This is a genomic window from Streptomyces sp. NPDC002851, assembly GCF_053591935.1.
Genome location: NZ_JBSFUT010000010.1, coordinates 15,099 through 37,732 on the forward strand (window position 1 = coordinate 15,099; position 22,634 = coordinate 37,732).

Genomic DNA, 22,634 nt, shown 5'->3' on the forward strand with positions numbered 1-22,634 from the left:
GTCCGAGAGAGGCGCAAGCCGAACAAGGCTCCCGAAGGGGGTTGCGTTTTGGTGGCCTATGGTGTAATTGGCAGCACGACTGATTCTGGTTCAGTTAGTCTAGGTTCGAGTCCTGGTAGGCCAGCTCGCAGAGCTCATCTGCAAAGCCCCCGTTGTGTAGCGGCCTAGCACGCTGCCCTCTCAAGGCAGTAGCGCCGGTTCGAATCCGGTCGGGGGTACAGATCCTTCCCGCGGGAACAGACCGGGTCGCACCCACTGTTCTCGATGCAGGATCGCTAGGGCCCCCGTTGTGTAGCGGCCTAGCACGCCGCCCTCTCAAGGCGGTAGCGCCGGTTCGAATCCGGTCGGGGGTACCAACTGGTCTAGACAACCAGTGGCCTATGGTGTAATTGGCAGCACGACTGATTCTGGTTCAGTTAGTTTAGGTTCGAGTCCTGGTAGGCCAGCTGATCACGTGGAGACACGCGGTCATGCCCCCGTTGTGTAGCGGCCTAGCACGCCGCCCTCTCAAGGCGGTAGCGCCGGTTCGAATCCGGTCGGGGGTACGCATGGACGAAAGGCCCTTCGCGCGGCACAGCGCGAAGGGCCTTCGTCATGTGGGAAGTTGATGGGGAAGTTGAGTCGTGCGCGGCACAAAAGGCCGCGAACGGGCGGCCGTTGAACCACCCGCGAGGGACGTGGGCGCGAACTGGGGGCGCCCTATGGACGGTTGGGGCAACCCCCGACCGGTCGGGCCCGCCGCGGCGTTGAGGCGGGACCCACCGTCGTACGCACAGCGCGCTGCCCCGCTCAGCCGGTGCGGCGCAGCGCCTCGGAGAGGCGGCCGGCCGCGTCGATGACCGCCTGGGCGTGCATCCGCCCGGGGTGGCGGGTCAGACGCTCGATCGGTCCGGAGACCGAGACGGCGGCGACCACGCGGTTGGAGGGGCCGCGCACCGGCGCCGAGACCGAGGCCACGCCCGGCTCCCGCTCGCCGATCGACTGGGCCCAGCCCCGGCGGCGTACGCCGGAAAGGGCCGTGGCTGTGAAACGCGCGCCCTGGAGGCCGCGGTGGAGCCGCTCGGGTTCCTCCCAGGCCATCAGGATCTGCGCCGAAGAGCCCGCCTTCATGGTGAGCGTCGAGCCGACCGGGACGGTGTCCCTGAGGCCCGACAGGCGCTCCGCCGCGGCGACGCAGATGCGCATGTCGCCTTGGCGGCGGTAGAGCTGGGCGCTCTCGCCGGTCACGTCACGGAGGTGGGTCAGTACCGGCCCGGCCGTGGCGAGCAGGCGGTCCTCGCCCGCGGCGGCGGCCAGTTCGGCCAGCCGCGGTCCGAGGATGAACCGGCCCTGCATGTCCCTGGCCACCATGCGGTGGTGCTCCAGGGCCACGGCGAGGCGATGTGCAGTAGGTCTGGCGAGTCCGGTGGCCGCGACCAGCCCTGCGAGGGTGGCCGGACCGGACTCCAGGGCGCTCAGGACAAGGGCTGCCTTGTCCAGAACGCCGACGCCGCTAGAGTTGTCCATGAGACGATACTCGCGTCTCACTCTGTGAAACGCAAGTTCAATTTTTCCGGGAACTTGCCACCCTGGACGCATCAGCGGCCCGCCGACCATCGGGCCCGGCGGATCACGTCCGGTACGTGGGGTACGGACGTCGCCGCTCACATCTCTAGTCGTGGCCGGGCGCAACATGCCGGCCGGAGGGAAAGCGATGGGTAGGACACTCGCGGAGAAGGTCTGGGACGACCACGTCGTCCGGCGCGCGGAGGGCGAGCCCGACCTTCTCTTCATCGATCTGCACCTGCTGCACGAGGTGACCAGCCCCCAGGCCTTCGACGGCCTCCGCAAGAGCAACCGGCAGGTGCGGCGGCTCGACCTCACCATCGCGACCGAGGACCACAACACCCCGACCCTCGACATCGACAAGCCGATCGCGGACCCGGTGTCCCGCGCCCAGCTGGAGACGCTGCGCAAGAACTGCGCGGACTTCGGCGTACGGCTGCACCCGCTCGGCGACGTCGAGCAGGGCGTCGTCCACGTCGTGGGCCCGCAGCTGGGCCTGACCCAGCCCGGCACCACCGTCGTCTGCGGTGACTCGCACACCTCCACCCACGGCGCGTTCGGCGCGCTGGCGTTCGGCATCGGCACCTCGCAGGTCGAGCACGTGCTCGCCACCCAGACGCTGCCGCTCGCCCGTCCGAAGACCATGGCGATCACGATCGACGGCGAACTGCCCGACGGCGTCACCGCCAAGGACCTGATCCTGGCCATCATCGCCAAGATCGGCACCGGCGGCGGCCAGGGCTACATCCTCGAATACCGCGGCTCCGCCATCGAGAAGCTCTCGATGGAGGCCCGGATGACCATCTGCAACATGTCGATCGAGGCCGGCGCCCGCGCGGGCATGATCGCCCCGGACGAGACGACCTTCGATTACCTCAAGGGCCGCCCGCACGCCCCGCAGGGCGCGGACTGGGACGAGGCCGTCGCGTACTGGAAGACCCTCAAGAGCGACGACGACGCGGTGTTCGACGCCGAGGTGGTCATCGACGCCAATTCCCTGGCGCCGTTCGTTACCTGGGGCACCAACCCCGGCCAGGGCGCGCCGCTGTCGGCCAACGTCCCCGACCCGGCTTCGTACGAAGACGCTTCGGAGCGCCTGGCCGCCGAAAAGGCCCTGGAGTACATGGGTCTTACCGCCGGACAGCCGCTGCGCGACATCAAGGTCGACACCGTCTTCGTCGGCTCCTGCACCAACGGCCGGATCGAGGACCTGCGCGCCGCCGCCGCGATCGTGCAGGGCCGCAAAGTCGCCGACGGCGTACGGATGCTGGTGGTTCCCGGCTCGGCGCGCGTGGGCCTCCAGGCCGTCGACGAGGGCCTGGACACGGTCTTCAAGGAGGCCGGCGCCGAATGGCGGCACGCGGGCTGCTCGATGTGTCTGGGCATGAACCCCGACCAACTCGCGCCCGGTGAGCGCTCCGCGTCCACCTCCAACCGCAACTTCGAGGGCCGGCAGGGCAAGGGCGGCCGCACCCACCTGGTCTCGCCCCAGGTCGCCGCCGCCACCGCGGTCCTGGGACACCTGGCCTCCCCGGCCGATCTGACCGACCCTTCCGCCGCCGACGCCCGTACGCCCGCTGGAGTCTGATCGCCATGGAAGCATTCACCACGCACACCGGCCGCGCCGTACCGCTGCGCCGCAGCAACGTCGACACCGACCAGATCATCCCGGCCCACTGGCTGAAGAAGGTCACCCGCGACGGCTTCGAGGACGGACTCTTCGAAGCCTGGCGCAAGGACGAGTCGTTCGTGCTCAACCAGCCGGAGCGCAAGGGCGCCACCGTTCTGGTCGCGGGCCCCGACTTCGGTACGGGTTCCTCGCGCGAGCACGCCGTCTGGGCGCTCCAGAACTACGGCTTCAAGGCCGTCATCTCGTCCCGCTTCGCCGACATCTTCCGCGGCAACTCGCTGAAGAACGGCCTGCTCACGGTCGTACTCGAGCAGGAGGTCGTGGACGCCCTGTGGGAGCTGACCGACAAGGACCCGCAGGCCGAGATCACCGTCGACCTGGAGTCCCGCGAGGTGCGCGCCGAGGGCGTCACCGCCTCGTTCGAGCTGGACGAGAACGCCCGCTGGCGGCTCCTGAACGGCCTTGACGACATCAGCATCACGCTCCAGAACGAGGCCGACATCGCGGCCTACGAGGCGAAGCGCCCGGCCCACAAGCCGCGCACCGTCCAAGCCTGATCCGTTCTCCTCCGTACTGCTCGACGGAGACTGCTGCGCCATTCGTGCAGCACGTCCCGAGCCCCTCACCGAACCGCGGTCTGCGTGCAGGCCGCGGTTCGGTGTTTTTGTTCATACGGTCTCCAAGTCGCTGTTCATGCAAGGCGGTTGTCGGTCATACTGAGCCTCAAGGGGTGAGTTTCAGCCAACTCGACTTAGGGTTCGCCCAGGCCTCGAAAACCCCAATTGGGCGGCACGCTGAGACCTCGTGAGGCGACAACTCGCCCCAGATGGCACAATCGGTGCATGGAACGCGACGACCAACTCGAGCTCTACGGGCTCGTCGCGGACCGGCTCAAGGAAGCGCACGCGACGGTGCGCGCACTGCAAGTCCCGGAGGGCGTACGGATGGCGCTGACCCGGAAGCTGCTGGTCATTACGGCCGCGGCCAAACACGATCTCGCCGACGCGGCAAGGCGCCTGGACCAGTTCATGGCCGATCTGGACGCGGGTCGATTCCCTCGTCCGAGTCGCGGCCCGGACGACCCCCGTTGAGGGCGGCGAAGGGTGGCGGATGGCGAACTCCCCAACAGTTCACCGCGTTGCGGCACAAGGGTGATTAGCCCGTTTCGTGTTTGATTTGCGGTATATATCTGCCTAACGTGCGAAAAAGCTTGAACAGATACGTTCTGGCAATGTCTCCGAAGGGGAAGACGTGAACAAGGCGCAGCTCGTAGAAGCGATTGCTGACAAGGTCGGTGGCCGTCAGCAGGCCGCCGACGCGGTCGACGCGGTCCTGGACGCCATCGTCCGCGCAGTTGTGGGTGGCGACCGGGTTTCGGTCACCGGCTTCGGCTCGTTCGAGAAGGTCGACCGCCCGGCTCGTTACGCCCGCAACCCGCAGACGGGCGAGCGGGTCCGGGTCAAGAAGACCTCGGTGCCGCGGTTCCGTGCGGGCCAGGGCTTCAAGGACCTGGTGAGCGGCTCGAAGAAGCTCCCGCGCGGCGGCGAGGTCGCCGTCAAGAAGGCTCCTAAGGGCAGCCTCACGGGCGGCAAGGCCACCGTCAAGAAGGCCGCCGCGAAGAAGGCGGCGGCCAAGAAGACGGCGGCGAAGAAGGCGGCGCCCGCGAAGAAGGCGGCCGCGAAGAAGGTCACCGCCAAGAAGGCGCCCGCGAAGAAGGCGGCGGCCAAGAAGACGGCGGCGAAGAAGGCCACGGCCAAGAAGGCGGCGCCCGCCAAGAAGGCCGCGGCGAAGAAGACCACCGCCAAGAAGGCCGCCGCCAAGAAGGCGCCCGCGAAGAAGGCCACGGCCAAGAAGGCGCCCGCGAAGAAGGCCGCCGGTCGCAAGACCACGGCCAAGAAGACCACCGCCAGGAAGAGGTAAGGCGGCACCACCGCCTCGGGCTTACTCACGCGCCGGGCCGGGCTCCCTCCGGGGAGCCCGGCCCGCGGTGCGTCCGGGGACGGCCGATACGCTGCGGGCATGCAGGCGACCGCGTACACGTACGACCCCGATACCCGCAGCGGCAGTGTGCTGTTGGACGACGGCACCCCGGTGCCCTTCGACGCCGCGGCCTTCGACGCGGGCGGACTGCTGCTGCTCCGGCCGGGCCAGCGAGTGCGGATCGAGGTCGAGGGTGAGGGCGAGGACCGCCGCATCACGTTGGTGACGTTGCAGACGCTCTAGGGCCGTTTCGGGGACACCCCCTAGCGCTGCAGGAGGGGCCTGGAGCGCCGCCTGGACTTCTTCAAGGAGTCAGTCCGGAGTTGCGGCCGAGCCCCTGAGGGAGCCGGTCAGCGGGGCCGCCGCCGCCCGCGTGCGCGGTCCGACGCCGAGCGCGAAGGCGGTCCGCAAGTCGTCCCAGGTGTCCACGTCCTGCCGTACGCCCGGCACGTCGGACAAGGGGATCTCCTCGGCTCCGGAGGCCCGGTGGCGGGCCCGTGACGGGCCGCCGAAGGCCGGGGCCAGCGGGGTGCCGGGAGCGGCGGAAAGCAGTGTGGTGCCGATTCCCGCGGCATCGGCGAGAAATGCGCGGGGAAATGCCCGGGCATATTCCAGAACTCGGGACAATTCCTCGGGGCGCAATGCCGGAAGATCGGCGTTCAGGGCCGCGACCGCGGCGGCCGGGTGGAGCGCGCGAGCGGCGCGCGCCCCGTGCGCGAGCGCCGCGTTCAGGCCCCCGGCCGGTTCGTCCCGTACCACCAGGGCCCCGAGGGCGCCCAGCTCGCGGGCGGCGAGCGGGTCGTCCGTGACGACCACCACATCCCGTACCGCCGGACAGGAAGCCGCCGCGGCCACCGTGTCCTGCGCGAACGCGAGCGCGAGCGAGGGACGCAGGGCGGCGGCCGCGGAGGCGGAGAGCCTGCTTTTCGCCCGCATCAGGGGCTTCACGGGTATGACCAGACTCCACCAGGGCGCCGCGGGCCGGCCGTCATCTGTGCGCATCGGGGTCATTCTGGCTTGTGCCGGGCCGCGGCCGCCCGGAAGTGCGTGCAGGGGCCCCGGCGTACCGTGTCCTCGACAGACAGAGGGCCTGGGGCGACACTTGTGCGGCGCACCAGCGCACATCAGGTCAGCAGAGGAAGGTGTCCGAGTGTCCCGCCGCAGAATCGGCTTCTGGTACCGCCTGGCGGCGGTCATCGCTAAACCGCCGCTGGTACTTCTTCTCAAGCGGGACTGGCGCGGCACGGAACACATTCCGGCCGAGGGTGGATTTATCACGGCGGTGAACCACAATTCTCACGTGGACCCATTGGCGTATGCCCACTTTCAGTACAACACCGGACGGGTCCCGCGATTCCTGGCGAAGCACGGCCTATTCAAGGACGGTTTTGTCGGCACCATGATGCGCGGTACCGGACAGATCCCGGTTTACCGCGAGTCCACCGACGCACTCAGCGCCTTCCGCGCCGCGATCGACGCCGTGGAACGCGGTGAGTGCGTCGCGTTCTACCCGGAGGGAACCCTCACCCGCGACCCCGATCTGTGGCCGATGAGCGCCAAGACCGGTGTCGCGCGGGTGGCTCTGAAGACCAAGTGCCCGGTGATTCCCGTCGCGCAGTGGGGTGCCAACGAACTCCTGCCGCCGTACGCGACGAAGCCGCACATCCTGCCGCGCAAGACGCACCGCGTGCTCGCCGGACCGCCGGTCGACCTCTCGCGGTTCTACGACCAGGAGATGACCCCCGAACTCCTCAAGGAGGCAACGGAGGTCATCATGGCCGCGATCACCTCGCTCCTGGAGGAGATCCGCGGCGAGAAGGCGCCCGAGACGCCGTACGACCCCCGCAGGGCACGGATCGAGCAGCGGCGCAAGGCGGCCCGGATCCAGCCGAATACGCTGCGGGAACAGCGCAACGCGCCACAGGAACAGCCGAACACGACCGGTGCGTCCGGCGAGATGACCGGCACGGCCGGGGAGGACAGCAAGTGACTTCGCCTGTGAAGGCAGCCGTCTTCGGGACGGGTTCGTGGGGTACGGCCTTCGGCATGGTGCTCGCGGACGCGGGCTGCGACGTGACCCTGTGGGGCCGCCGCGCCGAACTCGTCGACGCCGTCAACTCCACCCGGATCAACCCCGACTACCTTCCGGGGGTCGAACTCCCCGAGCGGGTAAGGGCAACCACCGACCCGGCCGAGGCCGCGGAGGGTGCCGAGTTCACGGTGCTCGCGGTGCCTTCGCAGACGCTGCGCGGCAACCTCGGTGCGTGGGCGCCGCTGCTCGCTCCCGACACCGTCCTCGTATCGCTCATGAAGGGCGTGGAACTCGGCTCCGCGATGCGGATGAGCGAGGTCGTCGAGGACGTCACCAAGGCGCCCGCCGACCGGATCGCTGTCGTCACCGGGCCCAACCTCGCCCGCGAGATCGCCGCCCGGCAGCCGGCCGCCGCGGTCGTCGCCTGCCGCGACGAGTCCGTGGCCCAGCGGCTTCAGGCCGCCTGCCACACCCCGTACTTCCGGCCGTACACCAACACCGACGTGGTCGGCTGCGAACTCGGCGGCGCCGTCAAGAACGTGATCGGTCTCGCCGTCGGCATCGCGGACGGCATGGGCCTCGGCGACAACGCCAAGGGCTCCCTGATCACCCGCGGCCTCGCCGAGACCACCCGGCTCGGCATCGCCATGGGCGCCGATCCGCTGACCTTCTCCGGACTCGCGGGCCTGGGCGACCTGGTGGCCACGTGCTCCTCGCCGCTGTCGCGGAACCACACCTTCGGCACCAACCTCGGCAAGGGCATGACCCTGGAGGAGACCATCGCGGTCACCAAGCAGACCGCCGAAGGCGTCAAGTCCTGTGAATCCGTTCTGGATCTGGCCCGTCGGCACGGCGTCGACATGCCCATCACCGAGACCGTCGTCGGCATCGTGCACGAGGGCAAGCCGCCGGTCGTCGCCCTCAAGGAGCTGATGGCGCGCAGCGCCAAGCCCGAGCGGCGCTGACCCGGCGGCCTGCCCGCATCGATCCGTCGGCGTACGCACGCTGACTCGGGTCCTACCAACAGGTACGCTCGACGCGATATGAGCAGCGAGAACCTCCCCCAGAGCCCGGTCCCCTCCATGCCAGGGGATTCCCGCAAGCCGCGCGTGGCCGTAGTGTTCGGCGGCCGCAGCTCCGAGCACGGCATCTCCGTCGTCACGGCCGGCGCCATACTGAGCGCCATCGACCGCGACAAGTACGAGGTGCTGCCGATCGGCATCACCACCGACGGCCGCTGGGCGCTGACCGCCGACGAGCCGGAGCGGATGGCGATCACCGACCGCCAGGTGCCGGACGTGGCCCAGCTCGCCGAGTCCTCGGAGGGCGGCGTGCTCATGCCGCTCGACCCCGGCAACCGCGAGGTGGTGTTCGCGGAGCCCGGCGCCGTCCCCAAGGCGCTAGGTGAGGTCGACGTCGTCTTCCCCATGCTGCACGGCCCGTACGGCGAGGACGGCACCCTTCAGGGGCTTCTTGAGCTCTCCGGGACGCCGTACGTCGGCTCGGGCGTCCTCGCCTCCGCGGTGGGGCAGGACAAGGAGTACATGAAGCGGGTGTTCACATCGTTCGGGCTGCCCGTCGGCCCGTACGTGGTGATCAGGCCGCGCGAGTGGGCGAAGGACCCGGCCGCCGCCCGCAAGAAGATCGTGGACTTCGCGGGCGAGCACGGCTGGCCGCTGTTCGTGAAGCCCGCGCGGGCCGGTTCCTCGTTCGGCATCACCAAGGTCGACTCCCTGGAGGGCCTGGAGGACGCCATCGAGGAGGCGCAGCGCCACGACCCGAAGATCATCGTGGAGGCGCTGCTCCGCGGCCGCGAGATCGAGTGCGGCGTCCTCGAGTTCGAGGACGGGCCGCGCGCCAGCGTGCCCGCGGAGATCCCGCCGGTCTCCGACCACGCCTTCTACGACTTCGAGGCCAAGTACATCGACTCGGCCTCCGGCCTCGTGCCCGCGCCGCTCACCGAGGAGCAGACCGCCGAGGTGCAGCGGCTCGCGGTGGAGGCGTTCGAGGCGGCGGGCTGCGAGGGCCTGGTGCGCGCGGACTTCTTCCTCACCGAGGACGGCGAGTTCGTGATCAACGAGATCAATACGATGCCGGGCTTCACGCCGATCTCCATGTACCCGCGAATGTGGCAGGAGAGCGGAGTCAGCTACCCGGAGCTGGTGGACCGGCTTGTGCAGGCGGCGCTGAACCGGTCGACGGGGCTGCGCTGAGCGTCAGGTGGGGTTGGCGACGCCTTCCGGGATCGCCTTCTTGACCGGCTTCGCCAGGTCGGTGAGCGGGCCGAGGCCGTTGTCCTCGGCCCGCTTCTTGTCGAGCGTGACCTCCACGTACGCCTGGCGCAGGCCGGAGGTGAAGCGGAACGAGCCGTCGTCCTGCGGTTCCAGGAGCCAGCGGACGTCGTTGACGATGACACCGTCGGACTTCTCGTCGAGCATGGCCGCGGGGCGGGGTACACCGCAGCGCAGTATGATCGCCGAGCCTCCCCAGGCCGCCGTCAGCTCGGAGCGCGGCTCCGGGTCCTCGCGGTCCAGGCCGCCGAGGCGCTGCGGAAGCTGCTTGTGCAGGTCCTTGCAGAGCCGGGCGGTCTCGGCGTCCGGGGAGGGAACCGCGATCGTCGCCGTGTCGTCCGTTGAGGAGCAGCCCATGGTCACGAACAGCAGACCGAGGGCGGTAAGCAGCAGGGGCCGGCGACGGGAAATCTTCACCGGCCAAGCGTAGACGGGGGCTACAAGTGCACCACCGGGCAGGTCAGAGTGCGGGTGATGCCGTCCACTTGCTGGACTTTGGCGACCACCATGCGACCGAGCTCGTCGACGGTGTCGGCCTGAGCGCGCACGATGACATCGTACGGACCGGTGACATCCTCGGCCTGGACCACTCCGGGGATCTTGCCGATCAGCTCGGCGACGGTCGACGCCTTGCCCACCTCGGTCTGAATCAGGATGTACGCCTGTACCACGGAACCTCCAGGGCGGCCACGAGGATCATGTGGGGAGAAGGGACGCCACGGTATCGCGTCGCCGCATGCCGCGGGGAGACCTTGCGGGGCCGGTGGCGCCGGGACCGGGGCGCGACGGCAGGACGACCGGACCGAGACGACGTAGCTGTTGACGGCACCCGCAGCTCTGTTGACGGTACTCGCGGCCGACATGGGCCGCGACCGCGAACAGGGTGCGGTGCAACAGGCAGAAAAGCTGGAAGAGGCAATCCGATGCCGGGTGACCGAGGCAGCGGCACGACAGGAAGAGGCGAGACTCGATGAAGGGCACCGTGGGCGAGCTCGGCGAGTTCGGGCTCATCAGGGAGCTCACCTCCCGGCTCACCACCACACCGGCGGTCCGGCTCGGCCCCGGTGACGACGCCGCGGTGGTGGCCGCGCCCGACCGCAGAGTGGTGGCGAGCACCGACGTCCTGCTCGAGGGGCGGCACTTCCGCCGCGACTGGTCCACGGCGTACGACGTGGGGCGCAAGGCGGCCGCACAGAACCTCGCGGACATCGCCGCCATGGGCGCCGTACCGACCGCGCTCCTGCTCGGCCTCGTGGTGCCCGCCGAACTGCCGGTCACCTGGGCCAGCGAGCTCATGGACGGCCTGCGGGACGAGTGCCAGGTCGCGGGCGCGGCCGTGGTCGGCGGCGATGTCGTACGGGGTGACACCATCACCGTCGCCATCACGGCGCTCGGCGATCTGCGCAATCACGAGCCGGTGACCCGCGCCGGGGCACAGCCCGGTGATGTCGTCGCGTACACCGGCTGGTTGGGCTGGTCCGCCGCCGGGCACGCGGTGCTCTCGCGCGGCTTCCGCTCGCCCCGGGCCTTCGTCGAGGCGCACCGCAGGCCCGAACCGCCGTACCACGCGGGCCCCGCGGCCGCCGGGCTCGGCGCCACCGCGATGGCCGACGTCAGCGACGGCCTGATCGCCGACCTCGGGCACATCGCCGAGTCGAGCAAGGTACGCATCGACATCAAGTCCGCGTCCGTGGACGTCCCTTCGCAGATGAACGACATCGGGCAGGCCGTCGGCGTGGACCCGCTCCAGTGGGTGCTCACCGGGGGAGAGGACCACGCGATCGTCGCCACCTTCCCGCCGGACGTGAAGCTTCCGGCCCGCTGGAAGGTGATCGGCGAGGTACTCAACCCCTCGGCGCTGCCGCAGGTCACCGTGGACGGCGCGGCCTGGACGCGGAAGAGCGGCTGGGACCACTTCGGCGAGATCGAGGACTGAAGAGGACTGGAGAGACTGGAGAGGATTGGGAAGGACTGAGGCAACCATGACGGCACTTCCACGGGTACTCACCGTCGCCGGGTCCGACTCCGGCGGCGGCGCGGGCATCCAGGCCGATCTCAAGACGATGCTGGCGCTCGGCACCCACGGCATGAGCGTGATCACCGCGGTCACCGCGCAGAACTCACTTGGCGTGCAAGGGGCTTGGGAGCTGCCGGTCGAGGCGGTGCGGGCGCAGTACCGCAGCGTCGTCGACGACATCGGCGTCCAGGCCGTGAAGACCGGGATGCTCGCCTCGGCCGAACTCGTCGAGGCCGTCGCGGAGTTGCTGGCCGACACCGACGCGCCCGCCGTCGTCGACCCCGTGGGGGTCTCCAAGCACGGCGACGCGCTGCTCGCCGCCTCGGCCCTCGACTCGGTACGCACCAAGCTCCTGCCGGTCGCGACGGTGGCCACGCCGAACCTGGACGAGGTGCGCCAACTCACGGGCGTGACCGTCGAGTCCGAGGCGGACCTGCGCCGCGCCGCCGCCGCGGTCCTGGAGTTCGGGCCCCGCTGGGCGCTGATCAAGGGCGGCCATCTGACCGGCGGCGCGGGCGCGGCCGAGGCGGTCGACCTGCTCACCGACGGCAACGAGGAGCACTGGCTGCGCGCCCCGCGCCACGACAACCGGCACACCCACGGCACCGGCTGCACCCTCGCCAGTGCCACCGCCGCCGGACTCGCCAAGGGCCTTTCGGTGCCGGACGCGGTACGGGCGGCCAAGGAGTACGTCACCGGGGCGATCGCCGCCGGGTTCGCGCTGGGGGGCGGGATCGGGCCGGTGGATCATGGGTGGCGGATGCGGTAGGCCGCGGCATGGTGCTTCGTAGGTACGACGAAGGGCCGGCCCACCCGGAGGTGGACCGGCCCTTCAAGCAACCAGCTAGGTGGCCGCGCTAAGCGTTGCGTCAGCGCGAGACCTTGCCGGCCTTGATGCACGAGGTGCAAGCGTTCACGCGCTTCGGCGTCCCGCCCACCACGGTACGTACACGCTGGATGTTCGGGTTCCAGCGACGGGACGTACGGCGGTGCGAGTGCGAGATGTTGTTGCCGAAGCCCGGCCCCTTGCCGCAGACGTCGCAGTTGGCAGCCACGGGTCACTCCAAAGACTTCAGATGCACTTACGGTTAAACCCGGCAGGCCGGGATCAGTGATCTGAGTGGCGTTGCCAGGGAAGTGGCCCGATCTGGATCGGGCAACCGAGGCAGCATACAACGGCCGCTTCGGTAGAACGAAACTACCACGGGCAGTGCGGCCCCCGCCCCGGGCGGCCTTCCGACCGGGGACTACGCTGCGACACGACCCTGCAGCTAGGAGACACGGTGCAAGATCGAGGGGCCCCCGGCGCAGCGGCGGTACGGACCTGGTGCGGCCTCGCTCTGGACGCCCTCGGCCGGGCCCGCGCGGACATCGACGCGATCAACGTCTATCCGGTCGCGGACGGCGACACCGGCACCAACCTCTATCTGACCGTGGAATCGGCCGCTCAGGCTGTCGACGCGGTGTTCTCCGCACACGAGGCGGCCGGTTCCGGAGGTGGCCCCTCGCTCGCGGAGGCGGTGCGCGCGATGGCGCACGGCGCCCTGATCGGGGCGTGCGGCAACTCCGGCACGATCCTGGCGCAACTGCTGCGCGGGGCGGCCCAGATCGTGACCGCGGCAGGCGCCTCGGCGGAGGGTGCCGCGCCCTCGACCGACGAGCCTCAAGGTGACGGGTCTCACGCCCGCGGTGAGCGGGAACCCGGCGGGGAACTGCTGCGGCGGGCGCTGCGGCACTCCGCCGAGTCCGGCTTCCGGGCCGTTGCCCATCCGGTCGAGGGGACGGTGCTCTCCGTCGCCACCGCGGCCGCGGACGCCGCCGAGGGCGCCGCTGACGGTGACTGTGCGGCCGTGGCGCGGGCCGCGTACGACGGGGCGCTCGCGGCCCTCGACGCGACGCCGGGTCAGCTCGCGGTGCTCGGCCGGGCCGGTGTCGTGGACGCGGGCGGGCTCGGGCTCGTGGCCGTGCTCGGCGCCCTGGTGGAGGCCCTGACGGGGGAGGCGCCGCCCGGAGCGGACCGCGTCGCCGCGGCACGGCACCCGCGCGACGTGACCGTCCCCGGTCCCGGCCCCCTCACCGACGTCGGCGATACGGCGCCGGGCGCGGGCGAGGAGTGGACGTACCCGCGCACGGCTGCGGCCGACGGGCCGCCGCACGCGCGCGTGCCGGGCGATACGGGGCACGCGCGCGTGCCGGACGCGGACGGACCGGACGAGCCGGACGAGCCCGGGGCCGAGTGCGCGGCCGAATCCGCAGGTGTCGGGCCCGCCTTCGAGGTGATCTACCTCCTGGAGGCCGAGGACGCGGCCGTCGACCGGCTCCGCGACCGGCTCGACATGCTCGGCGACTCCTTGGTCGTGGTCGGCGGCGACGGTCTGTGGAACGTCCATGTGCATGTCGACGACGCGGGCGCCGCGGTCGAGGCCGGTATCGAGGCGGGCCGCCCGTACCGCATCCGCATCACGCACTTCGGCGCCGAGGACGTGCACAGCACCGGCCGCCCCGCGCCGCCGCCCGAGCGTGCCCAGCGCGCCGTCGTCGCCGTACTGCCCGGCGAGGGCCTCGCCGACCTGTGCACCGGGGCCGGTGCCACCGTGGTGCTCGCGCGCCCCGGGGAGCCGCCCGCGAGCGGGGAGCTCGTCGACGCGATCCGCCGCGCCCACGCGCGCGAGGTCGTGCTGCTGCCCAACGACCCGGCACTGCGCCACACCGCGGCCGCCGCGGCGGACCAGGCCCGCACCGAGGGCCTCCGCGTGGCGCTCATCCCGACCCGTGCCGCGGTCCAGGGCGTCGCCGCGCTCGCCGTGCACGAGCCGGACCGCGGCTTCGACGAGGACGTCGTCGCCATGACCTCGGCGGCCGGAGCCACCCGGTACGCCGAACTGGCCATCGCCGAGCGGCAGTCGTGGACCACGGCGGGCATCTGCCAGACCGGTGACGTCCTCGGCCTGATCGACGGCGACGTCGCGGTGATCGGCGACAGCAAGCTCGGCCTGGCGGCCACCGCGATCACCGTGCTCGACCGGATGCTCGCGGCCGGCGGCGAGTTGGTCACGCTGGTCCTCGGCGACGAGGTGCCCGACGCCGTCGCGGACGGCCTCGAGGCCCATGTACGCGAGGCGTACCTCGCCGTGGACACGGTCGTCTACCACGGCGGACGGCAGTCGGCGCTGCTGCTCATCGGCGTGGAATGAACAGCCCGTCCGGCGTTTGAGGACGAGCGCTCCCCCCCCCGCGCAAGCTCTCGGCTTCGCTCGAGCAGGGAGGTACCCCCCTGCGCGATGAAGCGGGGTCTGGGGGCGCAGCCCCCAGATGCGGCAACCGAGCCGACGGCACGGATACGTCGTACGGAAGCCCGCTGTCAGAGCCATGGTGTGCAATGGATCCGTGCCCGTGCTCGAAGAACCCCTGAAGAAAGTGCTCGGCCCCGCCACCGCGAAGGTCATGGCCGAGCACCTCGACCTGCACACGGTCGGCGACCTGCTGCACCACTACCCGCGGCGGTACGCCGAGCGTGGCGAGCTCACCCGCCTCTCCGACCTGCCCCTGGACGAGCACGTCACGGTCGTCGCGCAGGTGGAGACCGCTCGCGTGCTGAAGTTCAACCACGGCCGCGGCCAGCGCCTCGAGGTCGTGATCACGGACGGCAGCGGTCGGCTTCAGCTGGTCTTCTTCGGCCGCGGCATCCACAAGCCGCACAAGGATCTGCTGCCGGGCACGCGCGCGATGTTCGCGGGCAAGGTCTCCTCCTTCAACCGCAAGCTCCAGCTCGCCCACCCCGCGTACCAACTCCTGCGCGGCGGCGATGCGGAGACCGTCGACTCCTGGGCGGGCGCCCTGATCCCGATCTATCCGGCCACCGCCAAACTGGAGTCCTGGAAGATCGCCAAGGCGGTGGACGCGGTGCTCCCCAGCGCCGCCGACGCCGTCGACCCGCTCCCGCATGCCCTCCGCGAAGGCCGCGGCCTCCTCCCACTCCCCGAGGCCCTGCACAAGATCCACCGCCCGCGGCACAAGGCGGACATCGGTGCCGCCAGGGACCGCCTGAAGTGGGACGAGGCCTTCGTCCTCCAGGTCGCCCTGGCCCGCAGACGGTACGCCGAGACCCAACTCCCCGCCGTGCCCCGCAAACCCGCCCCGAACGGCATCCTCGACGCCTTCGACGCCCGCCTGCCGTTCACCCTCACCGAAGGCCAGCAAAGCGTCTCCCGCGAGATCTTCGACGACCTGGCCACGGACCACCCGATGCACCGCTTGCTGCAAGGCGAGGTCGGTTCCGGGAAGGCTCAGCCGCTGGACTCGCTCGTTCTGACTCCTGAGGGGTACCGGCTGATGGGGGACCTGGGGGAAGGTGACGCCGTCGTGGTGCCCACAGGGGAAATCGCCTTGATCGACGGCGTGTTCCCGCAGGGGGAGCGTGACGTGTGGCGCCTGACTCTCTGCGACGGGAGCTCCGTCGAGTGCGATGACGAGCACCTCTGGATCGTCGGTACGCGTGGCGTCCGCCTGGGTGACCAGCGCTCGCAGGTGCTGACGACCAGGCAGATCCGGGCCGATCTCGCCACGGCGGACGGCTCGCCGAAGTGGCACCTGCCCGCCGCCACGCCGGTGGACCTGGGGGGAGACGAGCAGCTGCCGTCGGACCCGTACCACCTGGGCCTGCGGCTCTGCACGGCCGACCAAGAGGCGCCCGGCTCCGGTACGCGCATCCCCGAAGCATTCCGGAACACCTCGGTCAAGAACCGCCTCGCCCTGCTCCAGGGCATCCTGGACACCGGCGGCACGGTGGGGCCGGACGGACTGAGCATCTCCCTGGGACCGGCGTCCGCGTGGCTCGCCGAGGACGTGGCGTGGCTCGTGCGTTCGCTGGGAGGCCGGGCCCGGGTGCTGCCCGAGCAGGCCGGGGGGAAGGTCACGGGACAGGCGGGGGAGCAGCCCGGGGAGCAGATCACGGAACGGGCCGGGGAGCAGTCCGCCCGCACCGTGTCGCTCGCGCTGCCCGACGCGTACGCCCCCTTCAGGCTGCCCTACAAGGCGGAGCGGGTGCGCCCGCGCCCCGAGCACCACTCGTTCACGCGCGAGATCCGCAGCATCGGCTTCGTCGGCCGGAAGCCGGTCCAGTGCATCAGCGTCGCGCACCCGAGCCGCGCCTACGTCACCGACAACTTCACCGTGACACACAACACGATGGTCGCCCTGCGCGCCATGCTCGCCGTCGTGGACGCGGGTGGGCAGGCCGCGATGCTCGCGCCCACCGAGGTCCTCGCCCAGCAGCACCACCGCTCGGTCGTCGAGATGATGGGCGACCTCGCCGAGGGCGGCATGCTGGGCGGCGCCGAGCACGCCACGAAGGTCGTGCTGCTCACCGGCTCGATGGGCACTGCCGCTCGCCGTCAGGCGCTGCTCGACCTGGCCACGGGTGAGGCCGGCATCGTCATCGGCACGCATGCCCTGATCGAGGACAAGGTGCAGTTCCACGATCTGGGCCTGGTCGTCGTCGACGAGCAGCACCGCTTCGGCGTGGAGCAGCGGGACGCCCTGCGGGGCAAGGGCAAGCAGCCTCCCCACCTGCTTGTGATGACGGCGACCCCGATTCCGCGCACGGTCGCGATGACGGTCTTCGGCGACCTGGAGACGTCCGTCCTCGACCAGCTGCCCGCCGGGCGCTCCCCGATCGCCAGCCACGTCGTCCCGGCCGCCGACAAGCCGCACTTCCTGGCCCGTGCCTGGGAGCGGGTGCGCGAGGAGGTCGCGGCGGGCCACCAGGCGTACGTCGTGTGCCCCCGCATCGGCGACGACGGGGATGACGGGGACAACGGGGATGACGAGGACACAGAGCCCAAGAACGGCAAGGAGCCCAAGAGCGGCAAGGCCAAGAAGAAGCCCGCCGAAGCCGAGTCCCCCGAGGACGCAGCCGAGAAGCGGCCGCCCCTCGCCGTCCTCGACGTCGCCGAGCAGCTGTCGCACGGGCCGCTCAAGGGGCTGCGGGTCGAGGTCCTGCACGGCCGGATGGCACCGGACGACAAGGACGACGTGATGCGTCGCTTCGCCGCCGGTGAGGTGGACGTGCTCGTCGCGACGACGGTCATCGAGGTCGGTGTGAACGTCCCGAACGCCACCGTCATGGCGATCATGGACGCCGACCGGTTCGGTGTCTCGCAGCTGCACCAGCTGCGCGGCCGGGTCGGCCGTGGCTCGGCCCCGGGCCTGTGTCTCCTGGTCAGCGAGATGCCCGAGGCGAGCCCCGCGCGCGCCCGCCTGGCCGCCGTCGCCGCGACCCTGGACGGCTTCGAGCTCTCCCGTATCGACCTGGAGCAGCGCCGTGAGGGCGATGTGCTCGGCCAGGCCCAGTCGGGCGTCCGCTCCTCGCTGCGGGTGCTCGCGGTCATCGACGACGAGGAGGTCATCGCGGCCGCCCGCGAGGAGGCGATCGCCGTGGTCAGCGCGGACCCGGAGCTCGACCACTACCCGGAGCTGCGCACGGCCCTGAACGCCCTGCTCGACAAGGACCGGGAGGAGTTCCTGGAGAAGGGCTGAGGCCAGAGCGCTGGGAGAAAGGCTGAAGCTGGAGAGCTAGAAGACGGGCTGAGGCCAGAGCCCTAGGAGAAAGGCTGAGGCTGGAGCGCTTGGAGAAGGGCTGAGGCAAGCGCGACCCGGCCGCAGGCCGGTACGAACCCCGCCCGCGACCGGGCCGCCGGCGGGGTTCGTACCGGGCCCGCCAGCCCCTCACGCCGAGCGGCGCCATATCGTGGAGTCACCGCATCGTGGAATCACCGCACCACGACCTGCCCGAGCCGATCCCGGGCCCCGCCCCCACTCGTACGCTCGATGGAACCCGAAGGAAACCAATGCCCCGCGTGATCGCCGGACGCGCCGGCGGACGCCGCCTGGCGGTCCCGCCCGGACACGGGACCCGCCCCACCTCCGACCGCGCGCGCGAGGGCCTCTTCTCCACCTGGCAGTCGCTGCTCGGCGGCCCGCTCGACGGCGAGCGGGTGCTCGACCTGTACGCGGGCTCCGGCGCCGTCGGCCTGGAGGCGCTGTCCCGCGGCGCCGGGCACGCCCTGCTCGTGGAGGCCGACGCCCGCGCGGTCCGCACGATCCGGGAGAACGTCCGCGGCCTCGGCCTGCCCGGCGCCGAGGTCAGGGCCGCCAAGGCGGCACAGATCCTCGCAGGACCGGCCCCCGAGGACCCGTACGACCTGGTCTTCCTCGACCCGCCCTACGCCGTGAGCGACGACGATCTTCGGGAGATTCTGCTCACACTCCGCACCCGGGGCTGGCTCGCGGCCGATGCCCTGGTCACCGTGGAACGCAGCACCAGAGGCGGCGAATTCGGCTGGCCGGACGGCTTTGAGGGGCTGCGGTCCCGGCGCTACGGCGAGGGCACGTTTTGGTACGGTCGCGCCGCCTCGGCCCATGATGACGCATCAGTAGGCGATGCGGTCACCGAAGGCCCGATACCACCCGCAGAGTCCGCACCATGACCGCACCCGAGAGCGAGGGACCTCAGTTGCGCCGCGCCGTCTGTCCGGGGTCGTACGACCCCGTCACCAATGGACACCTCGACATCATCGCCCGCGCATCCAAGCTCTACGACGTGGTGCACGTGGTGGTGATGATCAACCAGTCGAAGAAGGGCCTGTTCGACATCGAGGAGCGGCTCGACCTGCTCCGTCAGGTCACCGCCGAGTTCGGCAATGTCGAGGTGGAGTCCTTCCACGGCCTCCTGGTCGACTTCTGCAAGCAGCGGGACATCCCGGCGATCGTCAAGGGCCTGCGCGCCGTCAGCGACTTCGACTACGAGCTGCAGATGGCCCAGATGAACAACGGCCTGTCGGGCGTCGAGACCCTCTTCGTGCCCACCAACCCCACCTACAGCTTCCTCTCCTCCTCGCTGGTCAAGGAGGTGGCGGCCTGGGGCGGCGACATCGCGCACCTGGTGCCGCCGCAGGTGCTCGAGGCGCTGACCGCGCGCCTGCGCAAGGACGGCTGAAGCGCCCGCTTCCGGCCCCGCCGACCTGACGCCCCGTCAGTTGGTGTCGGCGGGGCGCTCGCTGGCCGTACAGTCGAACCGTCCGTGTCCCTTCCAGGCAGAGAGCGGCGAGCACACGGTGGACGTGCAGAAGAAGCTGGACGAGATCGTCGAGGCGGTCATGGGCGCCCGGTCCATGCCCATGTCGGCATCCTGCGTGGTCAACCGCGCCGACCTGCTCGCGCAGCTGGATGAGGTGCGCCAGGCCCTGCCCGGCTCCCTCGCCCACGCCCAGGAGGTCATCGGTGCCGGTGAACACCTGGTGGAGCAGGCCCGCCAGGAGGCGGAGCGGATCATCGACTCGGCCCGCGCCGAACGCGGCTCCCTGATCTCCGACACGGAGGTGGCCCGGCAGTCCCAGGACGAGGCCGACCGCATCCTGGCGCAGGCCCGCCGGGAGGCCGAGGAGATCCGCGCCGAGGCCGACGAGTACGTGGACTCCAAGCTGGCCAACTTCGAGGTCGTCCTCACCAAGACCCTCGGCTCCGTCGGCCGCGGCCGCGAGAAACTCCTCGGCACCGGCCTGGGGCTGGACGCGAACGGCCACGAGCACCCGGACTACACCGAGGCCCCCGAGCGCAGCCGCGACCCGGAGACGCTGCGGCAGCGCGTCGACCAGTACATCCACGTCAAGCTCGGCGCCTTCGAGGCCGTGCTCTCCAAGACCCTGGACGCGGTCGGCCGCGGCCGCCAGAAGCTGCACGGCCGGGTCGCCACCGACGACCTGGCACACATGGCGGCCGACGCCGACCCGTCCCAGCTCACCAGCGACGCGGACTACCTCGCGGACCTGGCGAACCGCCCCACCGCGCCCGCGACGCCCGAGCCCCCGGCGGCCCCCTCCGCTCCGCCGCCCCTCGCCCCCGTACCGGCGCAGCCCGGCTACGCCCAGCAGGAGGCGTACGCGTACCAGCAGCAGGGCCAGTACGGCGGCGGCTACCCGCAGGACGCCTACGCGCAGCAGGATCCGTACGGGCAGCAGGACGTGTACGGCCAGCAGGACCCGTACGCGTACCAGCAACAGAGCGGCTACGGCTATCCGCAGCAGGGCTACCAGGCGCAGGGCTACGAGCAGCAGGCGTACGACCAGCAGACCGGCGGCTACGGCGACGTGGGCCAGGAGCAGCAGGCCCCGGGGCAGGCGCCCGGGCAGCAGCAGTCGGCCGCCCTCGACGAGACCAGCCTCTTCGACACCAGCATGATCAGCGCCGAGCAGCTGCGGGAGTACGAGCAGCGCCACTGGCCCTCGTCCTGACCGAGCCATGAGCCCGGTCCCGGCCGGGCCGCGGGCACCGGTTTGGGACCTGGGTGAAGGGTCCAGTATCCTGGCTCTTCGGTCGTCTATACGGCCGCGATCCAGGCTGCCCGCTCATCGCGAGGTCAGTCTCACCCTCCCCTCGAATTCCGAAAGCAGGAAGAGCCCTGAACGCCCGCCTCGACCACCGAAACCCCCTCGTGTTCGACACGCACGAGCTGGGTCGGCGGCCCGGTGCGCTTCAGCGCCTGACCCGCTCGATCTCGGCCCCTTCCGGGGACGCGGTCTTCGGCATCCAGGACGTCATCGGAGTGCCGGCCGGCGCTCCGGTGGAGCTCGAGCTCCGGCTCGAGTCGGTCATGGAGGGGGTGCTTGTCACAGGCACCGCCCGTGCACGGGCCGAGGGGGAGTGCGTAAGGTGTCTGGAGCCGCTCGAGCAGGAGCTCGAAGTGGACTTCCAGGAGATGTTCTCGTACCCCGACGCCGACGACCGGGGCCGCACCAAGCAGGCGGAACCGGGCGACGACGCCGAGGACGAGGACGTGATCTTTCTCGAGGACGGCCTGTTCGACCTCGAGCCCGTGCTGCGCGATGCGGTGGTGCTCGCACTGCCGATGCAGCCGGTGTGCCGGGAAGACTGCCCGGGTCTGTGCTCCCAGTGCGGGGCACGGCTCGCGGACGACCCGGACCACCACCATGACGCCGTCGACATCCGTTGGGCGGCTTTGCAGGGACTCGCTGATTCGCTCCAGGACGGCGAGAAGGACGAGATGAGCGGCGCCGAAGCGCAAGCGGGCGTCGACGAGAAGCAGGAGAAGTAGCCGTGGCTGTTCCGAAGCGGAAGATGTCGCGCAGCAACACGCGCCACCGCCGGTCGCAGTGGAAGGCTGCGGTCCCCACCCTGGTTGCGTGCGAGCGCTGCCAGGAGCCCAAGCAGCAGCACATCGCGTGCCCGGCTTGCGGCACCTACAACAAGCGCCAGGTCCTCGAGGTCTGAGCGGCTGGTGAGAGGCACCGTGTCTGGTAACGCCAAGAAGCAGGCGGAGAACACGGCCTCGTCCCACACGCTTCTGGAAGGGCGGCTCGGGTACAACCTCGAGTCCGCCCTTCTGGTGCGCGCGCTGACCCACCGTTCGTACGCGTACGAGAACGGCGGTCTGCCGACGAACGAGCGGCTCGAGTTCCTCGGGGACTCGGTGCTCGGCCTCGTCGTCACGGACACGCTGTACCGCACCCACCCCGACCTGCCCGAAGGCCAGCTGGCCAAGCTGCGGGCCGCGGTGGTCAATTCTCGTGCCCTTGCGGACGTGGGCCGCGGCCTCGACCTCGGCTCCTTCATCCGGCTCGGCCGGGGCGAAGAGGGCACGGGCGGCCGGGACAAGGCCTCCATCCTCGCCGACACCCTGGAAGCGGTGATCGGCGCTGTCTATCTCGACCAGGGCCTGGAGGCGGCATCCGAGCTGGTGCACCGTCTCTTCGACCCGCTGATCGAGAAGTCCTCGAACCTCGGTGCTGGCCTGGACTGGAAGACCAGCCTCCAGGAACTCACCGCGACCGAAGGGCTCGGCGTCCCCGAGTACCTGGTCACGGAGACCGGCCCGGATCACGAGAAGACCTTCACTGCTGCCGCCCGCGTCGGAGGCGTCTCGTACGGCACCGGCACCGGCCGCAGCAAGAAGGAGGCGGAGCAGCAGGCCGCGGAGTCGGCATGGCGGGCCATCCGTGCCGCCGCCGATGAGCGGGCCGAGGTGGCTGCTGCCGCCGCAGAGTCCGCCGAGTCCGCCGAGGACAGCACGTCCGACGCGGCCACTGCCTGAGGCTCCGGGCCCTGGGCCTAGCTGATTCAGTA

The 22,634-nt window shown here is 70.7% G+C and carries 23 protein-coding genes and 5 tRNA genes; 23 read left to right on the forward strand and 5 right to left on the reverse strand.

Translation table 11 applies throughout. The features are described 5' to 3' along the window. The first annotated feature begins 52 nt into the window (after window positions 1-52). From ACWD10_RS13065 to ACWD10_RS13085, 5 genes are all read left to right on the forward strand, one after another. Window positions 53-124 (forward strand) — tRNA-Gln (locus ACWD10_RS13065). 21 nt (window positions 125-145) lie between these two features. After that, window positions 146-218: transfer RNA gene (locus ACWD10_RS13070), tRNA-Glu, on the forward strand. Between the two features lie 62 nt (window positions 219-280). Then, a tRNA-Glu gene (locus ACWD10_RS13075) sits at window positions 281-356 on the forward strand. An 18-nt stretch (window positions 357-374) separates the two neighbouring features. After that, window positions 375-446 (forward strand) — tRNA-Gln (locus ACWD10_RS13080). Between the two features lie 26 nt (window positions 447-472). Then, a tRNA-Glu gene (locus tag ACWD10_RS13085) sits at window positions 473-545 on the forward strand. Window positions 546-789: 244 nt separating this feature from the next. Here ACWD10_RS13085 and ndgR read toward each other — a convergent pair. Continuing rightward, window positions 790-1,506 (reverse strand): IclR family transcriptional regulator NdgR, encoded by a 717-nt coding sequence (gene ndgR, locus ACWD10_RS13090; RefSeq protein ID WP_010984119.1) that lies wholly within the window; start codon window positions 1,504-1,506, stop codon window positions 790-792. 187 nt (window positions 1,507-1,693) lie between these two features. Here ndgR and leuC point away from each other — a divergent pair, with 187 nt between their 5' ends. The 5 genes from leuC to ACWD10_RS13115 all read left to right on the forward strand — a co-directional run bounded on the left by leuC (window position 1,694) and on the right by ACWD10_RS13115 (window position 5,398). Next, complete coding sequence (gene leuC / locus ACWD10_RS13095) at window positions 1,694-3,133, forward strand: 3-isopropylmalate dehydratase large subunit (RefSeq protein WP_451090097.1); 1,440 nt, start codon at window positions 1,694-1,696, stop codon at window positions 3,131-3,133. Between the two features lie 5 nt (window positions 3,134-3,138). Beyond that, window positions 3,139-3,732 (forward strand): 3-isopropylmalate dehydratase small subunit, encoded by a 594-nt coding sequence (gene leuD, locus ACWD10_RS13100; RefSeq protein WP_451090099.1) that lies wholly within the window; start codon window positions 3,139-3,141, stop codon window positions 3,730-3,732. 285 nt (window positions 3,733-4,017) lie between these two features. After that, window positions 4,018-4,266 (forward strand): SCO5555 family protein, encoded by a 249-nt coding sequence (locus ACWD10_RS13105; RefSeq protein ID WP_451090101.1) that lies wholly within the window; start codon window positions 4,018-4,020, stop codon window positions 4,264-4,266. A 160-nt stretch (window positions 4,267-4,426) separates the two neighbouring features. Further along, window positions 4,427-5,095, forward strand: a complete 669-nt coding sequence (locus tag ACWD10_RS13110; RefSeq protein ID WP_451090103.1) for an HU family DNA-binding protein — start codon at window positions 4,427-4,429, stop codon at window positions 5,093-5,095. A gap of 99 nt (window positions 5,096-5,194) precedes the next feature. Then, on the forward strand, window positions 5,195-5,398 hold the full coding sequence (locus tag ACWD10_RS13115; RefSeq protein ID WP_451090105.1) for a hypothetical protein: 204 nt from the start codon (window positions 5,195-5,197) through the stop codon (window positions 5,396-5,398). Window positions 5,399-5,467: 69 nt separating this feature from the next. Here the strand turns inward: ACWD10_RS13115 and cofC are convergent, their stop codons facing one another. Beyond that, on the reverse strand, window positions 5,468-6,166 hold the full coding sequence (gene cofC / locus ACWD10_RS13120) for a 2-phospho-L-lactate guanylyltransferase (protein ID WP_451090107.1): 699 nt from the start codon (window positions 6,164-6,166) through the stop codon (window positions 5,468-5,470). A 139-nt stretch (window positions 6,167-6,305) separates the two neighbouring features. Here cofC and ACWD10_RS13125 point away from each other — a divergent pair, with 139 nt between their 5' ends. The 3 genes from ACWD10_RS13125 (at window position 6,306) to ACWD10_RS13135 (ending at window position 9,400) form a co-directional block, all read left to right on the forward strand. Next, window positions 6,306-7,145 carry a lysophospholipid acyltransferase family protein gene (locus ACWD10_RS13125; RefSeq protein WP_451090109.1) on the forward strand — a complete coding sequence of 280 codons (840 nt, stop codon included), beginning with the start codon at window positions 6,306-6,308 and terminating at the stop codon, window positions 7,143-7,145. After that, a complete protein-coding gene (locus tag ACWD10_RS13130) occupies window positions 7,142-8,152 on the forward strand; it encodes an NAD(P)H-dependent glycerol-3-phosphate dehydrogenase (RefSeq protein WP_451090111.1) in 1,011 nt (336 codons plus the stop codon). Before ACWD10_RS13125 ends, ACWD10_RS13130 begins: the two co-directional genes overlap by 4 nt. 78 nt (window positions 8,153-8,230) lie before the next feature. Continuing rightward, entirely contained in the window at window positions 8,231-9,400 is a 1,170-nt protein-coding gene (locus ACWD10_RS13135) for a D-alanine--D-alanine ligase family protein (protein WP_451090113.1), read from the forward strand. Window positions 9,401-9,403: 3 nt separating this feature from the next. Here ACWD10_RS13135 and ACWD10_RS13140 read toward each other — a convergent pair whose 3' ends face one another. Both ACWD10_RS13140 and ACWD10_RS13145 read right to left on the reverse strand, forming a co-directional pair. Beyond that, window positions 9,404-9,895, reverse strand: a complete 492-nt coding sequence (locus tag ACWD10_RS13140; RefSeq protein ID WP_451090115.1) for a DUF3515 domain-containing protein — start codon at window positions 9,893-9,895, stop codon at window positions 9,404-9,406. Window positions 9,896-9,915: 20 nt separating this feature from the next. Next, complete coding sequence (locus ACWD10_RS13145; protein WP_381230465.1) at window positions 9,916-10,149, reverse strand: Lrp/AsnC family transcriptional regulator; 234 nt, start codon at window positions 10,147-10,149, stop codon at window positions 9,916-9,918. A gap of 299 nt (window positions 10,150-10,448) precedes the next feature. Here ACWD10_RS13145 and ACWD10_RS13150 point away from each other — a divergent pair, with 299 nt between their 5' ends. Next, complete coding sequence (locus ACWD10_RS13150; protein WP_451090117.1) at window positions 10,449-11,414, forward strand: thiamine-phosphate kinase; 966 nt, start codon at window positions 10,449-10,451, stop codon at window positions 11,412-11,414. Between the two features lie 46 nt (window positions 11,415-11,460). Next, window positions 11,461-12,264: a bifunctional hydroxymethylpyrimidine kinase/phosphomethylpyrimidine kinase gene (gene thiD, locus ACWD10_RS13155; protein WP_451090119.1), complete on the forward strand. Its 804-nt coding sequence runs from the start codon at window positions 11,461-11,463 to the stop codon at window positions 12,262-12,264. Between the two features lie 100 nt (window positions 12,265-12,364). Here thiD and rpmB read toward each other — a convergent pair whose 3' ends face one another. After that, entirely contained in the window at window positions 12,365-12,550 is a 186-nt protein-coding gene (rpmB, locus tag ACWD10_RS13160; protein ID WP_003993230.1) for a 50S ribosomal protein L28, read from the reverse strand. A gap of 228 nt (window positions 12,551-12,778) precedes the next feature. Here rpmB and ACWD10_RS13165 point away from each other — a divergent pair, with 228 nt between their 5' ends. The 8 genes from ACWD10_RS13165 (at window position 12,779) to rnc (ending at window position 22,602) form a co-directional block, all read left to right on the forward strand. Beyond that, window positions 12,779-14,689 carry a DAK2 domain-containing protein gene (locus ACWD10_RS13165; RefSeq protein WP_451090122.1) on the forward strand — a complete coding sequence of 637 codons (1,911 nt, stop codon included), beginning with the start codon at window positions 12,779-12,781 and terminating at the stop codon, window positions 14,687-14,689. A 175-nt stretch (window positions 14,690-14,864) separates the two neighbouring features. Then, a complete protein-coding gene (locus ACWD10_RS13170; protein WP_451090124.1) occupies window positions 14,865-18,032 on the forward strand; it encodes a helicase-related protein in 3,168 nt (1,055 codons plus the stop codon). Between the two features lie 311 nt (window positions 18,033-18,343). Beyond that, a complete protein-coding gene (gene rsmD, locus ACWD10_RS13175) occupies window positions 18,344-18,982 on the forward strand; it encodes a 16S rRNA (guanine(966)-N(2))-methyltransferase RsmD (RefSeq protein ID WP_451090126.1) in 639 nt (212 codons plus the stop codon). A gap of 26 nt (window positions 18,983-19,008) precedes the next feature. Beyond that, window positions 19,009-19,491 carry a pantetheine-phosphate adenylyltransferase gene (coaD, locus tag ACWD10_RS13180; RefSeq protein WP_451090398.1) on the forward strand — a complete coding sequence of 161 codons (483 nt, stop codon included), beginning with the start codon at window positions 19,009-19,011 and terminating at the stop codon, window positions 19,489-19,491. Between the two features lie 118 nt (window positions 19,492-19,609). After that, complete coding sequence (locus tag ACWD10_RS13185; protein ID WP_451090127.1) at window positions 19,610-20,785, forward strand: cell division initiation protein; 1,176 nt, start codon at window positions 19,610-19,612, stop codon at window positions 20,783-20,785. 167 nt (window positions 20,786-20,952) lie between these two features. Beyond that, window positions 20,953-21,606 (forward strand): YceD family protein, encoded by a 654-nt coding sequence (locus tag ACWD10_RS13190; RefSeq protein ID WP_451090400.1) that lies wholly within the window; start codon window positions 20,953-20,955, stop codon window positions 21,604-21,606. A 2-nt stretch (window positions 21,607-21,608) separates the two neighbouring features. Further along, window positions 21,609-21,782 carry a 50S ribosomal protein L32 gene (gene rpmF / locus ACWD10_RS13195; RefSeq protein ID WP_128553976.1) on the forward strand — a complete coding sequence of 58 codons (174 nt, stop codon included), beginning with the start codon at window positions 21,609-21,611 and terminating at the stop codon, window positions 21,780-21,782. 7 nt (window positions 21,783-21,789) lie between these two features. After that, entirely contained in the window at window positions 21,790-22,602 is an 813-nt protein-coding gene (gene rnc / locus ACWD10_RS13200) for a ribonuclease III (protein ID WP_451090130.1), read from the forward strand. The last annotated feature ends 32 nt before the right edge of the window (window positions 22,603-22,634 follow it).

Coding starts and splice junctions, on each gene's coding strand:
- ACWD10_RS13135 (WP_451090113.1), top strand. CDS start 8,231: ATGAGCAGCGAGAACCTCCCCCAGAGCCCGGTCCCCTCCATGCCAGGG.
- cofC (WP_451090107.1), bottom strand. CDS start 6,166: ATGACCCCGATGCGCACAGATGACGGCCGGCCCGCGGCGCCCTGGTGG.
- thiD (WP_451090119.1), top strand. CDS start 11,461: ATGACGGCACTTCCACGGGTACTCACCGTCGCCGGGTCCGACTCCGGC.
- ndgR (WP_010984119.1), bottom strand. CDS start 1,506: ATGGACAACTCTAGCGGCGTCGGCGTTCTGGACAAGGCAGCCCTTGTC.
- leuC (WP_451090097.1), top strand. CDS start 1,694: ATGGGTAGGACACTCGCGGAGAAGGTCTGGGACGACCACGTCGTCCGG.
- ACWD10_RS13150 (WP_451090117.1), top strand. CDS start 10,449: ATGAAGGGCACCGTGGGCGAGCTCGGCGAGTTCGGGCTCATCAGGGAG.
- ACWD10_RS13105 (WP_451090101.1), top strand. CDS start 4,018: ATGGAACGCGACGACCAACTCGAGCTCTACGGGCTCGTCGCGGACCGG.
- ACWD10_RS13170 (WP_451090124.1), top strand. CDS start 14,865: ATGGTGTGCAATGGATCCGTGCCCGTGCTCGAAGAACCCCTGAAGAAA.
- ACWD10_RS13115 (WP_451090105.1), top strand. CDS start 5,195: ATGCAGGCGACCGCGTACACGTACGACCCCGATACCCGCAGCGGCAGT.
- rsmD (WP_451090126.1), top strand. CDS start 18,344: ATGCCCCGCGTGATCGCCGGACGCGCCGGCGGACGCCGCCTGGCGGTC.
- leuD (WP_451090099.1), top strand. CDS start 3,139: ATGGAAGCATTCACCACGCACACCGGCCGCGCCGTACCGCTGCGCCGC.